This window comes from [Mycobacterium] stephanolepidis (genome assembly GCF_002356335.1).
In the GTDB taxonomy this organism is placed as follows: Bacteria; Actinomycetota; Actinomycetes; order Mycobacteriales; family Mycobacteriaceae; genus Mycobacterium; species Mycobacterium stephanolepidis.
Window position 1 is genome coordinate 4,686,181 of record NZ_AP018165.1, and the last position, 19,796, is coordinate 4,705,976.

Here is a 19,796-nt window from a genome sequence, read left to right on the forward strand (position 1 = left end):
GTGGGGTCATGGGATTCCTCAAGCCCACACTGCCCGTCGTCGATATCGCCGAATGGAGCAAGGGCACCCGCGCCGAGAAGATACGTCCGATGGCCCGGCACTGGGCCGAGGTGGGCTTCGGGACACCAGTGGCCTTGCATCTCTTCTACGTCCTGAAGATCGGCCTGTACATCCTCGGTGGCTGGCTGTTCGCCATGGTCTCGACTGACGGAGTCGGACCTGCCGACTGGTCCGCACCCATCGTCTTCCAGAAGGTGGTGCTCTACACCATGCTGTTCGAGGTCATCGGCCTCGGCTGCGGCTTCGGCCCACTCAACAACAGGTTCTTCCCTCCCCTGGGTTCGATCCTGTACTGGTTGCGTCCCAGCACCATTCGCCTGCCACCCTGGCCGCGCATCCCCCTCACCCGAGGCAGCGCACGAACCCCCGTGGATGTGGTGCTGTACGCCGCCCTGCTGGCGATGCTCGTGGTCGCGCTGTTCTCCCAGCCCGCACCGACGGGGCTGCTGCCCCTCTGGCCGGTCGTCACCATACTCGGATTGCTGGCCATCGCCGGCCTACGCGACAAGGTGATCTTCCTGGCGGCGCGCGGCGAGGTGTACGGCGCTCTCACCGTGACATTCCTCTTCACCGGGGCCGACATGATCGTCGCCGCCAAGCTCATCTTCGTCGTCATCTGGATGGGCGCGGCGACGTCAAAACTCAACCACCACTTCCCCTTTGTCATCTCGACGATGATGTCCAACAACCCGCTCATCCGTGCCAAGCGGCTCAAGCGGGCATTCTTCGAGAAGTTCCCCGACGACCTGCGCCCCGGACGGCTCTCCCGCGTCGTCGCACATCTGAGCACCGCGGTCGAGATGTTGGTGCCCATCGCCCTGTTCTTCGGTCATGGCGGCTGGGGCACCACGGTGGCCGCCATCGTGATGGTGTGCTTCCACCTGGGCATCCTCACCGCCATCCCGATGGGTGTGCCGCTGGAGTGGAATGTGTTCATGATCTTCGGCGTGCTGTCGCTGTTCTTCGCGCACACGAACATCGGTCTGCGCGATATGGAACATCCCGTGCCGGTGCTTGCCCTATTTGCGCTCAGCGCCGGGGTGGTTATCGCAGGAAACCTGTTGCCCCGCAAGATTTCCTTTCTGCCGGGCATGCGGTACTACGCCGGCAACTGGGACACCACACTGTGGTGCATCAAACCGTCGGCCAGCGCGAAAATCGACAAGGGCATCGTGGCGATCGCGAGCATGCCGCAGGCCCAGATGGAGCGCTACTACGGCACCGACCAGGCACCGCTGCTCATGTATATCGGCTATGCGTTCCGCGCCATGAACACGCACGGGCGGGCCATGTTCACGCTCGCGCACCGGGCCATGGCGGGCCCGAGCGGTCGCGACCGCGAAGATGATTACGTCATCACCGACGGTGAACGGATCTGCAGCACGGCGATCGGCTGGAACTTCGGCGACGGGCACATGCACAACGAGCAGCTGATCGCCGCGATGCAGGAGCGGTGCCAGTTCGAGCCGGGTGAGGTGCGCATCGTCTTACTCGATGCTCAGCCCATCCATCGTCAAACCCAGCAATATCGACTCGTGGACGCGGCCACCGGCGAGTTCGAAAGCGGCTACGTTCGGGTGGCCGACATGGTCAACCGTCAGCCTTGGGATGACGAGCTGCCCGTGCACGTCAACACCCGGTAACCGGCTGACACGTGTCGGTGGACGCGACTATTGTCGCCCCCGTGACGGCACAAGCCATCGAGGATGAATTTCTTTCGCACACCGAACAATATCGGCGCGAAATTCTGGCCCACTGCTACCGAATGACGGGCTCCATCCACGATGCCGAGGACCTGGTGCAGGAGACTTACCTGCGCGGCTGGAAGGCCTACGAACGGTTCGAGGGCAAGTCGTCGGTGCGCACCTGGCTCTACCGGATAGCCACCAACACCTGTCTGACGGCGCTGGAGGGCAAGCAGCGCCGCCCGTTGCCCACCGGGCTGGGAGCACCCAGCGCCGACCCGCTCGCCGAGTTGGACGAGCGCACCGAGATCCCGTGGCTCGAACCGCTGCCCGACGATGCGACAGACCCGGCCAGCATCGTGGGTTCACGGGAGTCGGTACGTCTGGCGTTTGTCGCCGCATTGCAGCATCTGCCCGCCAAACAGCGCGCGGTGCTGGTGCTGCGTGAGGTGCTGCAATGGAAAGCCCAGGAGGTCGCCGAGGCGATCGGTTCCACCACCGCCGCCGTGAACAGTCTGCTGCAGCGCGCCCGTGCACAGCTCCAGGAAGTATCGCCACGCGAAGAGACCCTGCTGGAACCCGAGGACCCGATGCTGCGGGAGCAGCTCCGCCAGTACATCAACGCATTTGAGCGCTATGACGTCGACGCGATTCGCGAAAATGTTTACCACCGAAGCGATTTGGGAGATGCCGCCGTTCACCGGTTGGTATCAGGGCGGGCAGAGCATCGCCACGCTCATCAAGGAACAGTGCCCCGCCGAGCACGCCGGCGATATGCGCCTGCTCGAGACGTCAGCCAACGGCCAGCCCGCCATCGGGCTCTACATGCGCGAGAGCGACGGGGTGCACCGCCCGTTCCAGATGCACGTCCTGGACGTCACCCCGGAGGGCGTGGCCCATGTGGTGTGCTTCTTCGACATCTCGCTGTTTGAGAAGTTTGGACTGCCAACCGAACTCACCGACCTCGACACCTAGGTTGTGGCGGATTCGTCTCGCATTTTCGCGCCACAACCTCGGTCTCGGCGCAGCCGCTTACCGCTGAGCAAGGCTCCCCGGGAATAGGTACTGGTCCGCGGGGCGGGTCGTGCTGTGGAACCACGCGGTGAAGAACCCGGAGAGGTCCTTGCCGGTGACCTTCTGCACGTACGCCTCGAACTGCGGCCAGGTCGCATTGCCCCATTTGTGCGCCGACGGCCATGACCGCAAAATCTCCAGGAATGCCTTGTCCCCGATGGTGCGACGCAACGCATGAAGCGCCAGCGGGCCCTTGCCGTACACACCGAGCGGATTGAAGACCTCGTCCGCACTGCACTCGGCAGCGTCCGGGCACATGTCGTAGAGCAGGTTCCCCCACACCTTGTCCTCATCCCAAATCTTCTCGACGGTCTCGCGGTAGTGCTTGTCGATGGACTTGCCTTCCTTCTCCTCCGACCACATCCACGGCAGGTACGAGGCGAAGCACTCGTTGAGGCAGATATCGCGCCACTGCTCGACCGACACCACGTCGCCGTACCACTCGTGGGTGTTCTCGTGCACTACCACCGACAGTCGCTTTTCCTCCTCGGTATCGCGGCTGAACGTGTAGTACGGGCGAGTCTGAGTTTCCAGGGCACTGAATGAAATGTCCTCGCGGATCGGGTCGGCGAAGATGCCGCCCGCCGCGACATGCGGGTACTTGCCGAGCTTGGATTCCAAGAAGCTGAGCACCTCGGGCAACCGCGCCTCGGCGCTACCGGAGCCCGCGTCGGGCGCAAACGCGCTCACCACCGGAGTACCGCTGGGCAGCGTGGACCGGAACACCGAGAAATGATCCACGGCGAACGGAACCAGGTACATGGCAACCGGATTCGGCTCGTTCCAGCTGGTAGTGGTCCAGCCGCCGGACTCGGTGGCCTTGCCTTCCCGGCCACCGCCCACGGCCACCCACGACGACGGCACCGTCGCGGTGAGTTTGAACGGCGCCTTGTTCACCGGGGTGTTGTTGGACGGGTACCAGTTCTCCGCGCCATCGGGTTCACCGCCCTTGGCATAGCCACCGCTGGTGCTGCGTACCCAACCCGGCAGCGCACCGAGACCGCGTTCCTTCGCCTCTTGCTGCTCGTTGAACGCATACGTGACCGTGGTTGTGAAGGAGCTTCCGGTACGGATGCCCTTGTCCGGAGTGACGGTCATTTCGTGCTCGCCGCTGAATTCGGTGCCGGCCGGCCGGCCGTCCACGGTGGCCGTCACCGTTCCCAGATCCGAGAAGTCCAGGTTGAAGCTCGACAGGTTCTGGGTGGCGGCCGCTCGGATCACCATCGTGCCGTTCACATCGGTGGTCTCTGGATCGAAGCGCAACGTCAGGTCGTACTGGGTGACGCGGTAGCCGCCGTTGCCATCCTGCGGAAAATAGCTGTCGATCCCGTTGGGCGATCCCGGGGTGAAGACATCGGTCGCCTGCGCGGGCGCGGGGGCCACGCCGATCACGAGCGCCGCCAGAGCGGCCGGGATCCCGAGAGTCTTGAGAATCATGTGAGCCTTACGTAGAGCGGGCCCCTGTGACCCTGATGAACGACTCTACGTAAGGCGGCACGAATCGCGGGCAGCTACTGCAGGTGTGCCGGATCCATCCAGCTGACCTCCCACACGTGTCCGTCCAGGTCACGGAACGACCGTCCGTACATGAAGCCAAGCTCCTGCGCCGGCATCCAATCCACCCCACCGGCGGCAAGCGCCGCATCCGTCAGTTCATCGACACCCTCCCGACTGTCGGCCGAAACACAGAGCAGCACTTCACGATTCTTGGAGGTATCGGCGATGTCGTCGGCGATGAATCCGCGGAACCGGTCTTCCTCCAACATCATCACCCAGCTCTGTTCGTTAATGACCATGCAGAGCATGTTCTCGTCGCAGAACTGGTCGTTGAAAGAGAAGCCGAGGTGATCGAAGAACTTGCGGCTGGCCGCGGCGTTGGCGATGGGAAGGTTGACGAACAGCATGCGGGACATCGGGTCTCCTCAGTGCGTAGACAGTGGCGTTTCCACCGTTCATCAGTACCGACTACCCGGAGTCCGGAAACTCATCGCCGTTCCCATGCGTACTCGGGAACGGCGCGCAAAATATCGATCAGGTACCGCACGTGCGGCTCAACCCATTCTGGCCTTAGCGCCTCCCACCGCCAGGTAAACAGGTTGGAGTTATCGAACCTCATCGGCAATTGAAATCGCCGGTCGGTCAGCATGCGGTGCATAGTGCCGGGGTTCAATACGTCATAGGCGAATCGGTTGTTGTTGGTGCGGATGTGAAAGCGCCGGTTGAAGTCCTCCGACTCCAACTTGAGATCCCCGAGCCCCATCGCCTCCTTCAGTCCGGACAGCGCCCCTTCGGGAGTCACCACCAGCATGTTCGGCGACGGCGGCGTCCTCACAAACGTCACCATTGCGGTGTAGGTAACCTCGGAGTTCTCCGATGAGTCACCCGTCCGATACATGTAGGTGAACGACACGAAGGGCACCCCATCAATGACGCCGCGAATCACGTCCGTCGCAGATCGACTGTGTCCCAAACCAAATGGTGCATGGGCCGAAAGCCTGACAAGACCGGGTTCATTCTCGGCGAAACTCCATCCCCGACCAGACGCGAAGGACCATAACCACGCCGAGCGCCGTTGACGGTTCCGCTGAACTGCCTTGAACAACCACACGCCCAGCAGCACAAGTCCGCCGAAACCCACAGCGAGCGCACCGAAGATCAGCACGCTGAGCAGCGCACCCATCTACTGCTGTGGAGGTGGATTCAGTCGGTCGAAGGCTCCGCGAATATTGGGCACCTTTCGCGCCTCTGGATCGTCGAGTTCGAAGTAGTCGGCTGCGGTGAACCCGAACCATTTCGCCACAATGTTGGAAGGGACCGTCTGGACCTTCGTATTGAGCGCACGCACATTGCCGTTGTAGAAGCGCCGACCCGCCGCGATGCGATCTTCGGTGTTGGCGAGTTCGCTCTGAAGTGCGACGAAGTTCTGAATCGACTGCAGCTGCGGGTAACTCTCGGCGATGGCGAAGAAACGCCCCAAGGCTCCAGAGAGCTGCTGCTCAGCCTGAGCCTGAGCCGTGACGCCCTGATGTGTGGCGGCCGCATCCCGAGCAAGGTTGCGTGCAGCGGTCACCTGCTGCAACGTGTTTCGCTCGAATTGCGCTGCGGTGCTGGCTACTTCGACAAGGTTGGGAATGAGGTCATGGCGGCGCTGCAGTTCGACATCGATCTGCTTCCACGCTTCCTGGACCAGATTGCGGATTCTGACGAACCCGTTGTATGTGGTCAGCAGCCAAAGTCCAATCACCAGCGCGAAAAACACCGCGACGATGGCGGCGATCAGAAGTGGAGTCATTTCCTTCTCCTAGTGTTGTTCCCACGCATACGCCGGGATTGGTTCGACGGTATCTATCAGGTACTGCACCTCGCCGGCGATCCTCTGCTCATCGAGCTTGCCGCGACGCCAAGTCAGCAGTCTCCCGTTCTCGAATCGCAAGGGCTGCGAATATCTTTGGTCGGCCAACATCCGCTCCATGGCCCGCGGATTGAGCACGTCATACGCAAACCGCTCCGGATTGGCCTTGACGTTGAACCGCTTGTTGAACTCGTCGGATTCGAACTCCAGATCCGTAAACCCCACGGCACGAGCGAGTCCCGCAAGTAGGCCCTCGGGCTTGATCTCCAGCCGATACGGCGACGGTGGCGTGACGATGCAGGTCACCATGAAGTAGTAGGTCTCGGTGCTCCGCTGGTCGCCACTGCCGGTGGTCACCTTGTACGTGTACTGGAACGACACGAATTCGTGACCACCGATGCTGCCGTTGAAGACGTCCTGACACCTGCGGCTATGCCCCTGCCCAAAGGGCTCATCATGGGACAAACCCAGCAGGCTCTGGTCCTCGGCGGTGTACGTCCAACCGTGCGCCTGCGCCCAGGCGCTGAGGATAGCGATTCTCTTCTGCCGCATCCGGGACGAGAGGAACCACACCCCCGCAAAGGCCAGCACGAAGAGAGCGACACCCGTCGCGATCAGCAGGCTCTCAGACACGATCTCCCCCTCGCCCACCGTTGCCCCTGCACACATCGTACCGGTACACCGAGCATTACCTGTTAGCTCGCCGAATTCCACACTCGAGACAGTCCAGGACGGCAAGATCGGGGTATGCAATTCACCCAGTGGCTGCACCGTGCCCTACAGCAGGACCCGAAACGCCCCATCACGATCGACCAGGGGCGGGAACGCACCGTGGAGCAGTTCGCCGACCGTGTCGCCCGGCTGGCCGCGGGCCTTCGATCACTCGGCGTCCGACCGGGCGACCGGGTGGGCATGCTGTCGCTGAACTCCGACCGTTACGTCGAATACCTCACCGCGGTGCCGTGGTTGGGCACCGCACTGAACGCCGTCAACATCCGCTGGAGCCTTGCCGAGATCGGGTACTCCCTGCGCGAGTCGGGCACCCGCGTGCTGCTGGTCGACGACGTGTTCAAGGCTGCTGCCGCGCCCTTGCGCACCGCGTGCGCATGCCTGGACACCGTCATCTACTGCGGTGACGGTCCGACACCCGAGGACATGATCGGGTATGAGGACCTCCTGGCCGCACACGAACCCATCGACGACACCCGTACCGGCGGCGCCAGCCTGCTGGGCGTCTTCTACACCGGCGGAACCACCGGAAACCCCAAGGGCGTCATGCTGTCTCACGACAATGTGCTGACGTCGGCGATGGGGTCGCTGTCCACCGGCAATTTCCTCACCCGGGGCGGTCGGCTGCTGCATTCGGCACCGATGTTCCACATGGCCGACTTCAGCGCCGTGATGGCGGGGAACCTGTCCGGTTCCACGCATGTGATCATCCCGTCGTTCACACCGCAGGGGGTGCTGGATGCCGTCGTCAAACATGACGTCCAGGACATGTTGTTGGTGCCCACCATGATTCAGATGCTGGTCGATCATCCGGCGGCCGCCGAGCTCGACCTCAGCGGTATCCGCGGAATCACTTACGGCGCCTCGGTCATCTCCGAGGCGGTGTTACAGCGAGCCAAGCAGGTGTTCCCCAACGCGCGATTCACCCAGGCCTATGGGATGACCGAGGTGTCTCCCGTGGCGACGCTGTTGCTACCCGATGATCATGACGACCCCGCGCTGCTGCGCTCGGCGGGACGCGCGGCGCCGCACTGCGAGGTCAAGATCGTCGACCCGGATGACAACGAGGTGTCGCGCGGCGAGATAGGCGAGGTAATCGTCAAGGGCGACAACGTCATGCTCGGCTATTGGGAGCTACCCGATGAGTCGGCAAAGGCCATCCGGAGCGGGTGGATGCACACCGGCGACGCCGGCCGGATGGACGACCGGGGCTACGTATACATCGTCGATCGCATCAAAGACATGGTGGTGACCGGAGGCGAGAACGTCTACTCGGCCGAGGTAGAGAATGCACTGGCCAAACATCCGGCGGTGGCGGCATGCGCGGTGATCGGCATCCCCGACGAGCAGTGGGGGGAACGCGTGCACGCCGTCATCGTCAAACAGACGGAAGCCGCGTGCTGCGATAGCGACTTGCAGGAGCATTGCCGCGCGCACATCGCCAACTACAAGGTGCCGCGCAGCTTCGAGTTCGTCGACGAGCTTCCCCTGTCGGGAGCCGGAAAGATTCTCAAACGAGTTCTCCGCCAGAAATATTGGGAGAAAAGAGACGCCGGAGTCTCCTGAGATACCTGGTGTACCGTGGCGCCCACGTCGATCGTCAAGGAGAAAACGCATGGGACGCGTCACCGGGAAAATTGCTCTGATCAGTGGAGGAGCACGTGGAATGGGCGCCGCCCATGCGCGCGCTCTCGTCGACGAGGGCGCCAACGTGGTGATCGGCGACATTCTCGACGAGGCCGGTGAAGCACTGGCCGCCGAGCTCGGCCCGAACGCTCACTATGTGCACCTGGATGTCACTGACAAGCAGCAATGGGTCGACGCCGTCGCGGCCACCAATACGACGTTCGGACCGGTGAGTGTGCTCATCAACAATGCAGGTATCGCCAACGGCAACCTGCTCACCGACTTCGAGCTCTCCGAGTGGCAACGCATCCTCGATATCAACCTGACGGGCACATTCCTGGGTTGTCAGGCGGTAGCTCAGACGATGATCGAGAACAAGGCCGGGTCGATCATCAACATCTCGTCGGTCGAGGGCTACCGCGGCAGCCCCGGCCTGCACGGCTACACAGCGACGAAGTTCGCGGTGCGCGGGCTGACCAAGTCCGTCGCGCTCGAGCTGGCGCCGCACGGCGTCCGGGTGAACTCCGTCCATCCGGGACTCATCCGGACCGATATGACGGCGGGTATCCCGGAGGACTTTCTACAGATCCCGCTGGGCCGGGCCGCCGACCCCGCCGAGGTGTCGGCACTGGTTCTTTACCTGGCCAGCGACGAGTCCTCCTACTCGACGGCAGCGGAGTTTCTCATTGACGGCGGGCTCATCGCAGGAGTGCCGCACAAGACCTCGTAATCGTGCATAGATAGTCGTCAGAGCCACTCTTGACTCGCTGACCACGCACTTTTAGAACGCGTTTCACTTTTCGCCTAAAGCCGCTATCCTCGTCCACGAGAGTGATCTGGTTCACGTGTATCTGGAAGGACTAGCCAGTCAATGAAGACAAAAGGCGCGCTGATTCGCGAGCTCAACAAGCCGATCGTCGTCGACGAAATCACGCTCGGCGATCCCGCTGAAGGCGAAGTTCAGGTCCAGTTGCACGCCGCCGGCATGTGCCACTCCGATTACCACGTGCTGACCGGCGCCACCCCGATGGAACTGCCGGTGCTGCCCGGACACGAGGGCGCGGGCGTCGTCACCAAGGTGGGCAAGGGCGTTACCTCCGTCCAGGAGGGTGACCACGTCATCTTCGCCTTCATCCCGGCCTGCGGTAAGTGTCCACCATGTATGCGCGGCTACCGATCGCTGTGTGATCGGGGCGCAATCCTGCTGGGCGGCAAGGCTATTGCCGACGGCACCAATCGCATCCACGCCGGCGACACCCCCGTCTCCGCGATGAACCTGCTCGGCACCTTCTCGCCGTACGCCGTGGTCCACGAGGATTCCGTCGTCAAGATCGACGACAGCGTGCCCTTCGAATCGGCCGCACTGCTCGGCTGCGCCGTGCCCACCGGATTCGGCTCTGCCACCAACATCGCCGAGGTCAAGGCCGGTGAGGACGTCATCATCATCGGTGTCGGCGGAATCGGCATGAGCGCCCTGCAGGGCGCCGTCGTCTCCGGAGCCCGTTACGTCATCGCGATCGACCCGGTGCCGTGGAAGCGCGAGCAGGCCCTCAAGTTCGGCGCTACCCACGTCTACGCCTCGATGGCCGAGGCCATCATGCCCGTTATGGACCTGACCTGGGGCATCATGGCGCAGAAGACCATCATCACGGTCGGTGAGATGAAGGGCGAATACATCGAAGAGGCCATGATCCTCACCGCCAAAACCGGCACCTGCGTGGTTACCGGCATGGGCGCCATGGTCGACGTGGACGTCAAGTTCAACCTGTTCCTGTTCACCATGTTGCAGAAGACCCTGAAGGGCAACATCTTTGGTGGTGGCACCACGCACACCGAGACTCCGCGTCTGGTCGGCCTGTACAAGCAGGGCCTGCTGAAGATCGACGAGATGGTCACCAGCACCTACAGCCTGGAGCAGATCAACGACGGCTACCAGGACATGCTCGACGGCAAGAACATCCGCGGCGTCATCAAGTACACCGAAGCCGACTGGTAAGCCGAAACTTTCACCGGCAGTAGCGCCACGCAGACGATTCCCCGGATTCTCTGCGTGGCGTTACTGTCGATACATGGCCATCGACATCCGGCGCGCGAGTGAGCGGCTCGCGACCACGATCTCATGGCTGGATTCCAAGCACTCGTTTTCCTTCGGCGAGCACTACGACCCGCACAACACCCATCACGGGCTGCTCTTGGTCAACAACGACGACATCGTGCTGCCGGGCGCAGGCTTCGAGACACATCCCCATCGCGATATGGAGATCGTCACCTGGGTGCTTCAGGGATCACTGGTCCATCAGGATTCCGAGGGTAACGCCGGGGTGATCTACCCCGGTCTGGCACAACGAATGTCGGCGGGCACCGGCATCCTGCACTCGGAGAAGAACGACTCCTGGCGGTTGTCCGGGGAGCGTCACAATGATCCGGTGCGATTCGTCCAGATGTGGGTGACTCCCGATGACTCGGGGATTGATCCCGGTTACCAACAACTGGAGATCGACGCAGAGCTGCTCACCGGCGGGCTGGTGACTGTGGCCTCCGGCATGCGGCGACACCGGGATCAGACGGCTATCACCATCGCTCAGAAGAACGCGGCGCTGCACGCGGCCCGCATCCGCGCCGGGAATGGCATCGAGCTTCCAGCAGCGCCCTTCGTGCATCTCTACGTCGCCCGCGGCGCAGTGGCTCTCGAGGGCGCGGGCGAGCTGGCAGAGGGAGATGCCGTGCGGCTCACCGACGCCGGAGGTGCCCGGATCACCGCCACCATCGACGCGGAAATCCTCGTCTGGGAGATGCACACACGCCTGGGCGGCTAGCGCGCCAATCGCGACGCCGCCGATGTGCGATCGATCCCCACTTGTTACCAAAGTTGACTGTGTTGATGCTGTGATTATCGTTGACTGTTCAGGAACTTCACAGAAGGGGCGGCCGTGGGCATTTCACCCTTTTCTCGCCTTCGGCGACCCACTTCCGGACGTCGCCTGATCACCGCCACCTTCGGCATGATGCTGATAGCCGCGTTGCCCGTTCCAGCCACCCACAACACCGCCCGCGCCGAGGCGGCTCACGATGCGGTGCTCGCGGCCATCGCCAACACCAAGGGCACCTTCCTGGTCTACAACTTCGGAGGCGGCAACCCGGCGCCGTTCCGTAACGCCGCGGGTAGCGAGTACACGCTGGACAACGGCGGCCACCTGATGGTCATCAAGAGCGCCTCATCACGGCTGCGCGCAAACCTGTTGGTGGACACCCACTCTGGATATCAGTCCCGATGTGAACGCGATGCACGCGCGCGTACCTCCGAAGGTCTGTGGCAGGCCTCCGAGACATACAAGCCGATGGCCGCCTGGACGCTCATGGGCAAGCCCACCTTCATCATCAACGCCAACTTCTTTGACGTCCGCGGCCAACAGGGCGGCACCTGGAAGAGCACCGGATGCACCTCCCCCCTGGGCGCCTATGTCGATACCGCCAACGGCAGCGCCAACTACAACAAGCAGGTCACCGGAACGCGGGTGTACGCGGGGAAACAGGCACTCTCCGGCGGTGACGAGATCTGGACGGCGCTGGCCACCATGGTCTTTTCTCCGGGTTCGGCGCCCGAGGTCATCGCCTCCGCAGGACCGAAGGACTATGGGTATGCCACCGCACCTCTAGAAGGTCTGATGGACAAGGGAGTTCAGTTCGTCGCGGTAAGCGGCTTGAAGCTCTTGCTTCCGGGATTCACCGAACAGCTGAACGACCCGGGCCCGGCCGCCGCCCGCACCGCACTCGGCTACAAATCCGCGACCGACGAACTGATGGTCTTCCAAGGCGGCAGTTACACCCCTGACAACCTCCAGGACCTCTACCGCGGACTGGGTGTCGACAAGGCCATCGCACTCGACGGCGGCGGCTCATCGGCCATCGTGCTGCGTCGCGATGCCGGTGGCATGTGGGCCGGATATGGTTCACCCAAAGGCAATTGCGATACCACCTACACCTTGTGCGATGCCGCGGGCGGCGTCGGCCGGGCGCTGCCCAGCTGGCTGGGATTCAGCTAGACCGGTTACTGCGGCGGTTCGATGGGGAGCGTCGGCCCTCCATACGGCGTGGGAATGGTGAAGCGGCCCTTAGGAGTTGGATCCGCCCGCTTGCCGAGGTCGGCACCCACCGGCGGCCCGGCGGTATCATCGCCGGCCGGCCGCGGAGCGTTCTTGGCGCCACGGATCAGAACCGCAGGATCGGTATCGCGGCAATAGCCCGCGTACAGGAACGGCTCCGGATAGTCGGCGGCCGATACCGGCGGGCGAGGAGTCCCGTAGTCGCAGGTGTAGCGGGGATAGATGTCCCCGACGGCCCAAACTCCGTGATCGTAGAAGGTGTTACTGAGCGCCTCGATCACCGATCCGCGATATGTGGGGAACAGCGCATTGAGCGCCGGGACGCGCACGTACGAAAGCTGTGCCACCGTCGTGAGGTTCCCCAGCAGCTGCGCCATGGTGTCTGAGTTGTCGGCGAAAACAGCATCGGTGGTGGCCAGTGGCCCGGGAACCCTGTCGATCAGCGTGCGGAAACCGCCGTCCATCCGGGCCACCCCGTTCAACGACCGATTCAAACCCGGAGTGGCGCCGGCCAGACCGTTGTTCATCTCCGCGAGCGTGGACAACGTCACTCGGCTCTTCTTGAGGACGCTGACTGTCTCAGGAAGTACGGAATCCAATGTGGACAAGAGGAATACGCCGCCGTCGATGATGTCCGTCATCTTGCGGGGCGCCTCGCGTGAGAGGTGGAGTTCCTTCTTGATGATCTCCAGCTTCTTTGTATCCGCCTGAGCGAGAGCACCATCGGCGTCGGCAAGCAGCTTCGAAAGCGATACCGGAACCGTCGCCTGACCGCGCGTGATCACACTGCCATTGCCCAGATAAGGACCGGTTGTCGTCACCGGCGCGAAGTCCACATACTGCTCGCCTGCCGGAGAGAGGCCGGATACTCGCACGGGACTGCCCACCGGAATCTTCACATCCGATTCGATATGAATCACCGCAACCGGTCCGCGCGGGGAGGGAGTCACCGAGTCCACTCGGCCAATCCGCATACCGCGCAACGCCACATCTTGGTTGGGGATCAGCCCTCCGGACTCGGGCAGCTCGATCGATACCTGATAGGTCGATGCGAATGCCCGGGCGCGCAATGCGCCCACCGCCAGATAAGCGCACGCCACCACCAAGGTGGCCAGCAGCGCGAACCCTGAGAGCCAGAAGCGGTTGCGATGCCCCATCTTCACGGCGTCCACTACCGTGTTGGCCACTGACCTGATCATCGTGGCGGCTCCTGCGTCACGGCAACGGCGCCCGGTACGGGCTCGATGACACCGGGCTCGGTGGGACTGGGGCGTAAGGGAACCGTCGGGACGTCCGGCCCCTGCCCCACCACGCGCTCCTGGAGGCGCCACAGGGTGTATTTGAAGGAGCCGACGAGTTTGGCCCAGTCATAACGTTTCGGCCCGTGCAACCCGGGGTCACCCTTGTAACCGATGTCCGGAATGGACCCCAGCGCGATCTTGTCTATCGATACCCGGGTGGCGAAGGCCGAGCCCGCCATGATCTTGACGATCGGTGGCATGAGCCTGTTGAGCGCGGCAAGGCTGGTGTCGGGACTGACCGCGATGTCGTTGAACGAACGCGACAGGGTATTGAAATCCGCAATGACACTCCGGCCGCTCGTGTCGGTGCCTGCAATGGACGGGAACTTGGAGAGCTGCTTGGTCACCGCGCCGACCTGATCGGCCAGATCGGCGATGTGCGTCGCGTTCACCGACAACGCATCCGTGGCAGGCGCCGCCGCCGTCAACAGCTCAGCGATGGTCTGATGCCGGGTGTCCAGCTCGGCGGCAAGCTCAGCGGTATCCCGCAGAGCGGAATCTAGTTGGCTAGAACGAGCATTGAGTGTGCCGAGGAGCCGATTCGACTTGCCGATCAAATCTCCGAACGCGGCGCCGTTGGGACCGGTGGCACGACCGAGTCCGTTGACGGTTCCGGTGAGATTGCGCACCGCACCGCCGTTGACGATGATCGCCGCAGAACTCAGCACCGCCTCCACTGTTGCCGCGGCCGTGGTCGATTCGAGACCAAAGGTGTCTCCGTCACGCAACAGCGGAGCATTGGGGTCGGCGGGTCGCGGCGGCTTCAGCGCGACGAACACGTCGCCCAGCGGCGTCGCGGTGCGTAACTCCACCGTGGTTCCCTTGGGAATCTCCACGTCCGAACGGATTCGCATCGTGACCACTGCTGTGTAGTTGGTGGTGCTCATCGAGTCGACCTCACCGATGTCGGCACCGCCCAGCTTCACCTTGGCGCGCGACGGCAGGTTCAAGATATTGGTGAAGATCGCCTTCAAACCGTAGGAGCCACCCGACATGCCTGGCGCCGGAAGTGGCAGGCTGGCAAGACCGTTGGTGCTGCATCCGCTCGTCAGCAGTACAGCGACTGCCACGACGGGCCCCGCCAATCTTCGTAACCCGATCATTTCTGTCCCATCGCCGCAAGACCATCGAGAACGTAGGTCAATCCGAAGTCAGGCCCATAGTCCTGCAGGGTGCCGGTGCTGCAACCCAATTGGCGCAGCCCCAAAAGGTTGCAGATTTCCTTGGCCGCCTGAGTGTCGAACAGAAGCCTGTCCACGGGCACATGCGCGCGCACCACGTTATTGACCGGGTCGACCACGTTGTAGACGTTGTCCGCCATCAGTGGGAGCAGGTCGAATCCTTCCGACAACTCACGCCGGTTGTCGTACACCGCCTGGGCGATTTGGTTCGAGTTGCCCACCGACTGCTTGATGGCATCGCGGTTCTGCTCGAGCAATGAACCCGCTTGCAGCAGAATGTTGTTCAACTGCTTTCCGGTGTTACCCGACCCCAACTGCTCGTCGTCGAGCACCTGCGACAGCTGCCGGACCGTGGACGAGAACTCGCGGATGTTCTGGTCGTTGCGGGCCGCAGCCTCGAAAAGGGAACTGAGGCGGGTAATGATCTTGGTCAGCTGATCGCGAGTCATCGCGCCGCCGTCGGCACTCAAGCGGAGCGCCTTGGACAACTCGTCCAGAGATGCCCGCATCAACTCGCCATTCCCGGACAGAGCGTTGGCGCTGTTGTTGACGACGTCAGCCAAAGGCCCAGCGCCCTTACCGTCACCCTTCATCGCCTTGGAGAGCCTGTCGACCATGGCCAGCACCCTGTCGAACTCCACGGGCGTCTTGGTGCGGTCCAAGCCGATGACGTCCCCGTTCTTGAGCGTGGGCCCGCCGCGATACACGGGTGTCAGTTCGATGTGGCGGTCGGTGAGAATCGAGGTGGACACCGTGACGGCCTTGGCATCTGCCGGAACCTTGACCTTCGAATCGACCGTGAACTCGACCTCCATATAGGTGCCACGCGAGGTGATCTTCGTGACCTTGCCGATCGGCATGCCGAGTACGGACACCTTGTTGTCGGGGTACAGGCCCGAGACCGATTCGAATTGCGCCGTGATGGTGAGGCGATTGCTCCGCTCGCGCAGGTAGGTCCATCCCACCGCAGCCACCACCACCGCGACCACTACCGCCAGCGCCCCCGCGACCCAGATGAGCCGCTGTGTCCGTGTGCTTATCGGTGTGCTCATTGGCAGTCCTTGAAGTACTCGATCATGTTGAACTGCTTGGCTCGTCCGCTGATCGCGCACATCCACGAATCCACGGCCAGGCCGCCGGGTGCGTTCAGCTCGAGTGCGTTGCCATAGCCCGTCAGGTTCGTGACATTTCGCGCTGCGACCGCGGTTACCTGGAGAAGGCTCCGGAACAAGTCGTCGTGGCCGCCGACCAAATTACTGAATGTCCTCACATCGGCGATGAGTGCGTCGACCGCGCGCCTGTCCTTGACCACGATCTTGCTCAGGACGTTTACCAGCTCGGTCACCGCCTGCATCATGGAGTGGAAACTCGCTCGCCGCGATACGAATTCACCGAGCAGATCACGGCCCTGCACGATCAGTTTCCCGATATCGCCCTGCTGCCGATACAGCGTGCCCGTCACCATCTCGGTGCTTGCCAACAGTGTTCCGAGCTGGTCGCGGCGATGCGATATCACCGACGACAGCGTCTGAATGTTCTCCATCGCCTTGGGCAGCACCGCAGGCAAGCCCTCGAGCTGCTTACCGAGTATTGCCATCGATTCCGCGATCTTGTCCGCGTCGACCTGCTCGAAGGTAGAGGTTGCGTCCTGCAAGGTGGCCTGTAGATCGTACGGAACGTCGGTGTGTGCCAGATCAATACGACGGTTGGCCAACTTCCCGTCGCCGCCGTTGCGCAGTTCTACGTACTGATTTCCCAGAATCGTAGTGATCTTGATTGACGCCTTGGCATCCTTGCGCAACGTGATGTCGTTGCGCACCCGCATGCCGACCTCGATGCGGTCGTCGACCAGTTCGACGCTGGTGACGTTGCCCACCGGCACCCCCGCGTACGACACATTGGCACCCGGTTGCAGCGACGCCGCTTGCAAGAACTCCGCGGTGTAGTGGGTGTAGCCGATACCGATCGCCTTCACCAGCAGCATCGCCCCCACCAGGGAGCCGATCACCGCGAGCGCGATAGCGCCCAACCACGTCTTGTTGTACGTCTCGACGGGGCGTCGCGAAATACGCTGCCATACACTGGGTTTATCCATCTGCAAGGTTCCTGCACTTCGGGGTGTATTTGGCCTTGTTGCCTGGTGTGGCGGCGTTCACGATGATCGGAACGACGTCATTGAGGCCGGGGAAGAATCCGGTGATGTTGAGATCGCAGACGTAGCCGTTGATGAAGGCACCCTCTTGGGTGGTTCTGACAAGACCCTTGAGAAGCAACGGCAGATTGGCGCCGGTGAAGGCGAGCTGCGGTTCGATATTGTTCAAGTGACTGACGAATCCCGGTTCTCGATGCAGGATTTCGTTCAACTGCGGGTACACGGTATCCGTGATCTTCGATAAGCGCCGCACCGCGAAGCCGGTCGAACCAACCGAGTCCACCAATGCCGCGCGCCGGTTGTCCAGAATCGCCACCATCTCGCGCGTGTGTGCCAGCACGGTATCCAGGTTCTTATTCTGGCCGGCAAGTGTTTTCGTCAGACCATTGAGATTGGTGATTACGTCATCGAGAACCTGATCCCGGCCCGCGAACGTCTCGGTCAGTTGTGATGTTTGGTCAACCAGGCCGACGATCGAGCCGGTATCCCCTTGTAGAGACTTGACGACGCCGTCGGTGAGGTTGTCGACCTCCGTGGGATCGAGCACGCTGAAGAGCGGCTCAAAGCCGTGCAGCAGCATGCCGATGTCGAAGGAAGGCTCTGTCTGCTCCACCGGAATCACACTCCCCGGCTTGAGCCGATCGGTGCCGCCGGTCTTACCCAGGGACAAACCGAGGTAACGCTGTCCCACGATGTTCTGATAGGTGATCGACGCAATGGTGTTGCCGTACAGGGGTTGCTCGGTTTGTACCTGGAATTCCACCTTGGCCAGATCACCGTCGATCGCCACCGATTCGACACGGCCGACGCGCACACCCGCGACCCGCACGTCATCCCCATCACGCAACCCGGTGACATCGGTGAACATCGCGGCGTAGTTGTAGGTCGACCCCGCGACCTCGCGGCGCAGGGTGGCGTACACCAGCCACGTCATCGCCAACGCGATCACCATGAACACCGAGAGCCCGATCAATGGCCCGCGAAATTTCATCGCCGACCTCCGGACTGGACCTGCTGGGCAACAACGGGTTTGGTACCACGTGCAACCGGCCCGAGTAGCAGCTGGGTAGCAGAGGTCGCCGTACCTCCGGTGATCATGCCCAGTTGTTCGCGTTCACTGGTACTACCGACGGGGCCGACATCCCCACCGAACGAAGCAGGGGCGGTACCCGCAGACTGGGGCGGGGGTTCTGCGTCTCCGGGGTCCGCGGTGCCGGGGACACGCGGCGACGGGTTGGGTTGCCACCAGGGCAGCGGCGGATTGGGGTCCGTCAGGTTGGGGTTCGGATTGTGCAGCGGTAGCCCCGTGACGATCAAATTCCCGTCTGGGCCGACTGTCGTTCCCGGAGGCGGCGCAAGATCGGGCGGCGGCTTGAAGTTCTGGGGCAGCAGCACCTCGGGGAGATCCGGCCGTACCACCAGCTCTGGCGCTGTGAAACAGCTCGGCCCCTTCAGCTCCCCGTACTGCGGGCAGTCGGCGCGGGTATACATCGTCGACGGTGTGAACGACAGGACCGCACGGATGTTCACCGTGTCCTTCTCGGAATCCCACACGTCGCTGAAGAACTTGTCCGAGAACACCTTCAGCCGAGTAGCGATCGGAAGGAACTGCACGGAGTTCTGGGCAAGCACGCCGACGACCGGAGTCAGCTTGGTCGTGATGTCGATCATCCGGTCGGTCTGGTTATCCAACGACTGCCGGACGGTACCGGTGGTGTGCAGCCCGGCGTTGAGAAGCGTTTGTAGCTGGTCACGCTTCTCGGCCAATGTCTGCATGGGCTTGACCGCTTGGTGCAGCGCATCGACGAGCTCAGGAGCTGTGGTCTGCAACCCCTTGGTCGCATTGAGGAGGGCGGAAAGGGTCGACGGGCCGGTATCCGTCGCGACGATCCCGTTGAGTTCGTCGATGATCCGGGTCAGTTGCCCGGCCGCATTCAGAAGAGTCGCGCGCCGACCCTCTGTTGCCGCGGCGATGACGGCGAAAATACCCACGGAATCGTCATCGCGACCGCGCCCGTTGGCAAGGAGGATGTCGCGCAGCTTGCTGATGGTCGTCTGGAACAGCACCGTCGGCAGCTCGGTCTCCTCGGCAATGACGGTGCCACTGGTGATCGCCGCACCGGGGCCGTGGTCGACGAGTTCCACGGAGGAGACCGCGAACACGTTACTGGGGACCACCCTGGCGGTGACCGAACGCGGGATCGTGTGCGCCAGATCCGGTTTCAGATCGATGTGGACGACATTGGGCCTACCTCGCTGCGAGGGCGTCAGATCGTTGACCGAGCCGACGAGCACGCCCTGGAATTTGACATCCGATTTCGCGGGAAGACCGTCGCCCACATTCGTGAGTTCTGCCACCACACGCACATAATTGTTGAAACGGCCGGTCGACTTGATGACCAGCGCGGTGCCGACCAGGGCGGCCACGAGGGCAATCGCCACACCACACCACAGGAGCTGGCGGTCCGACGGACCGCGTCCGTCGGTTTCAAAGGAGTTCGGCACGCAGACCTCCTCCCGCAACGCGCGCATC

At 62.7% G+C, this 19,796-nt stretch carries 17 protein-coding genes and 1 pseudogene; 7 read left to right on the forward strand and 11 right to left on the reverse strand.

Going from position 1 to position 19,796, the window contains the following annotated elements:
- Nucleotides 1-8: 8 nt before the first annotated feature.
- Nucleotides 9-1,703 (forward strand): DUF3556 domain-containing protein, encoded by a 1,695-nt coding sequence (locus MSTE_RS23255; RefSeq protein ID WP_096504747.1) that lies wholly within the window; start codon nt 9-11, stop codon nt 1,701-1,703.
- A 41-nt stretch (nt 1,704-1,744) separates the two neighbouring features.
- Nucleotides 1,745-2,720, forward strand: a pseudogene (locus tag MSTE_RS23260) (sigma-70 family RNA polymerase sigma factor).
- Nucleotides 2,721-2,777: 57 nt separating this feature from the next.
- On the opposite strand, the gene MSTE_RS23265 reads toward MSTE_RS23260, so the two are convergent.
- The 5 genes from MSTE_RS23265 to MSTE_RS23285 all read right to left on the reverse strand — a co-directional run bounded on the left by MSTE_RS23265 (nt 2,778) and on the right by MSTE_RS23285 (nt 6,804).
- A complete protein-coding gene (locus MSTE_RS23265) occupies nt 2,778-4,256 on the reverse strand; it encodes a M1 family metallopeptidase (RefSeq protein ID WP_096504749.1) in 1,479 nt (492 codons plus the stop codon).
- A 74-nt stretch (nt 4,257-4,330) separates the two neighbouring features.
- Nucleotides 4,331-4,732: a VOC family protein gene (locus MSTE_RS23270; protein ID WP_096504751.1), complete on the reverse strand. Its 402-nt coding sequence runs from the start codon at nt 4,730-4,732 to the stop codon at nt 4,331-4,333.
- 71 nt (nt 4,733-4,803) lie between these two features.
- Nucleotides 4,804-5,499 (reverse strand): DUF3137 domain-containing protein, encoded by a 696-nt coding sequence (locus MSTE_RS23275; RefSeq protein ID WP_096504753.1) that lies wholly within the window; start codon nt 5,497-5,499, stop codon nt 4,804-4,806.
- Nucleotides 5,500-6,111, reverse strand: a complete 612-nt coding sequence (locus MSTE_RS23280) for a LemA family protein (RefSeq protein WP_096504755.1) — start codon at nt 6,109-6,111, stop codon at nt 5,500-5,502. It lies immediately after the preceding gene.
- A 9-nt stretch (nt 6,112-6,120) separates the two neighbouring features.
- Nucleotides 6,121-6,804 (reverse strand): DUF3137 domain-containing protein, encoded by a 684-nt coding sequence (locus MSTE_RS23285; protein ID WP_096506310.1) that lies wholly within the window; start codon nt 6,802-6,804, stop codon nt 6,121-6,123.
- Between the two features lie 114 nt (nt 6,805-6,918).
- Here MSTE_RS23285 and MSTE_RS23290 point away from each other — a divergent pair, with 114 nt between their 5' ends.
- The 5 genes from MSTE_RS23290 to MSTE_RS23310 all read left to right on the forward strand — a co-directional run bounded on the left by MSTE_RS23290 (nt 6,919) and on the right by MSTE_RS23310 (nt 12,569).
- A complete protein-coding gene (locus tag MSTE_RS23290) occupies nt 6,919-8,466 on the forward strand; it encodes a long-chain-fatty-acid--CoA ligase (protein WP_096504757.1) in 1,548 nt (515 codons plus the stop codon).
- 49 nt (nt 8,467-8,515) lie between these two features.
- On the forward strand, nt 8,516-9,256 hold the full coding sequence (locus MSTE_RS23295) for a glucose 1-dehydrogenase (RefSeq protein WP_096504759.1): 741 nt from the start codon (nt 8,516-8,518) through the stop codon (nt 9,254-9,256).
- A 141-nt stretch (nt 9,257-9,397) separates the two neighbouring features.
- Complete coding sequence (locus tag MSTE_RS23300; RefSeq protein WP_096504761.1) at nt 9,398-10,522, forward strand: NDMA-dependent alcohol dehydrogenase; 1,125 nt, start codon at nt 9,398-9,400, stop codon at nt 10,520-10,522.
- A gap of 73 nt (nt 10,523-10,595) precedes the next feature.
- Nucleotides 10,596-11,342: a pirin family protein gene (locus tag MSTE_RS23305; protein WP_096504763.1), complete on the forward strand. Its 747-nt coding sequence runs from the start codon at nt 10,596-10,598 to the stop codon at nt 11,340-11,342.
- 114 nt (nt 11,343-11,456) lie between these two features.
- Nucleotides 11,457-12,569, forward strand: coding sequence for a phosphodiester glycosidase family protein (locus MSTE_RS23310; RefSeq protein ID WP_096504765.1), 1,113 nt, complete (start codon nt 11,457-11,459; stop codon nt 12,567-12,569).
- 5 nt (nt 12,570-12,574) lie between these two features.
- Here MSTE_RS23310 and MSTE_RS23315 read toward each other — a convergent pair whose 3' ends face one another.
- The 6 genes from MSTE_RS23315 to MSTE_RS23340 are packed head-to-tail and all read right to left on the reverse strand — an operon-like array spanning nt 12,575 to nt 19,768.
- A complete protein-coding gene (locus tag MSTE_RS23315) occupies nt 12,575-13,828 on the reverse strand; it encodes an MlaD family protein (protein WP_096504767.1) in 1,254 nt (417 codons plus the stop codon).
- The gene (locus MSTE_RS23320; RefSeq protein ID WP_096504769.1) at nt 13,825-15,033 is read right to left on the reverse strand and encodes an MlaD family protein; all 1,209 of its coding nucleotides are present in this window, start codon (nt 15,031-15,033) and stop codon (nt 13,825-13,827) included. The genes MSTE_RS23315 and MSTE_RS23320 overlap by 4 nt, the downstream gene beginning before the upstream one ends.
- The gene (locus MSTE_RS23325) at nt 15,030-16,163 is read right to left on the reverse strand and encodes an MCE family protein (protein WP_096504771.1); all 1,134 of its coding nucleotides are present in this window, start codon (nt 16,161-16,163) and stop codon (nt 15,030-15,032) included. The genes MSTE_RS23320 and MSTE_RS23325 overlap by 4 nt, the downstream gene beginning before the upstream one ends.
- Nucleotides 16,160-17,206 carry an MlaD family protein gene (locus MSTE_RS23330; RefSeq protein WP_096504773.1) on the reverse strand — a complete coding sequence of 349 codons (1,047 nt, stop codon included), beginning with the start codon at nt 17,204-17,206 and terminating at the stop codon, nt 16,160-16,162. The genes MSTE_RS23325 and MSTE_RS23330 overlap by 4 nt, the downstream gene beginning before the upstream one ends.
- A complete protein-coding gene (locus MSTE_RS23335; protein WP_096504775.1) occupies nt 17,199-18,254 on the reverse strand; it encodes an MCE family protein in 1,056 nt (351 codons plus the stop codon). Before MSTE_RS23335 ends, MSTE_RS23330 begins: the two co-directional genes overlap by 8 nt.
- Nucleotides 18,251-19,768 carry an MlaD family protein gene (locus tag MSTE_RS23340; RefSeq protein WP_096506311.1) on the reverse strand — a complete coding sequence of 506 codons (1,518 nt, stop codon included), beginning with the start codon at nt 19,766-19,768 and terminating at the stop codon, nt 18,251-18,253. Before MSTE_RS23340 ends, MSTE_RS23335 begins: the two co-directional genes overlap by 4 nt.
- Nucleotides 19,769-19,796: the final 28 nt, after the last annotated feature.

Excerpts from the sequence above, each read along its gene's own strand:
- MSTE_RS23290 (WP_096504757.1), top strand. The coding sequence starts at position 6,919 with ATGCAATTCACCCAGTGGCTGCACCGTGCCCTACAGCAGGACCCGAAA.
- MSTE_RS23320 (WP_096504769.1), bottom strand. The coding sequence starts at position 15,033 with ATGATCGGGTTACGAAGATTGGCGGGGCCCGTCGTGGCAGTCGCTGTA.
- MSTE_RS23265 (WP_096504749.1), bottom strand. The coding sequence starts at position 4,256 with ATGATTCTCAAGACTCTCGGGATCCCGGCCGCTCTGGCGGCGCTCGTG.
- MSTE_RS23280 (WP_096504755.1), bottom strand. The coding sequence starts at position 6,111 with ATGACTCCACTTCTGATCGCCGCCATCGTCGCGGTGTTTTTCGCGCTG.
- MSTE_RS23330 (WP_096504773.1), bottom strand. The coding sequence starts at position 17,206 with ATGGATAAACCCAGTGTATGGCAGCGTATTTCGCGACGCCCCGTCGAG.
- MSTE_RS23295 (WP_096504759.1), top strand. The coding sequence starts at position 8,516 with ATGGGACGCGTCACCGGGAAAATTGCTCTGATCAGTGGAGGAGCACGT.
- MSTE_RS23325 (WP_096504771.1), bottom strand. The coding sequence starts at position 16,163 with ATGAGCACACCGATAAGCACACGGACACAGCGGCTCATCTGGGTCGCG.
- MSTE_RS23305 (WP_096504763.1), top strand. The coding sequence starts at position 10,596 with ATGGCCATCGACATCCGGCGCGCGAGTGAGCGGCTCGCGACCACGATC.
- MSTE_RS23335 (WP_096504775.1), bottom strand. The coding sequence starts at position 18,254 with ATGAAATTTCGCGGGCCATTGATCGGGCTCTCGGTGTTCATGGTGATC.
- MSTE_RS23300 (WP_096504761.1), top strand. The coding sequence starts at position 9,398 with ATGAAGACAAAAGGCGCGCTGATTCGCGAGCTCAACAAGCCGATCGTC.
- MSTE_RS23275 (WP_096504753.1), bottom strand. The coding sequence starts at position 5,499 with ATGGGTGCGCTGCTCAGCGTGCTGATCTTCGGTGCGCTCGCTGTGGGT.
- MSTE_RS23315 (WP_096504767.1), bottom strand. The coding sequence starts at position 13,828 with ATGATCAGGTCAGTGGCCAACACGGTAGTGGACGCCGTGAAGATGGGG.
- MSTE_RS23270 (WP_096504751.1), bottom strand. The coding sequence starts at position 4,732 with ATGTCCCGCATGCTGTTCGTCAACCTTCCCATCGCCAACGCCGCGGCC.
- MSTE_RS23255 (WP_096504747.1), top strand. The coding sequence starts at position 9 with ATGGGATTCCTCAAGCCCACACTGCCCGTCGTCGATATCGCCGAATGG.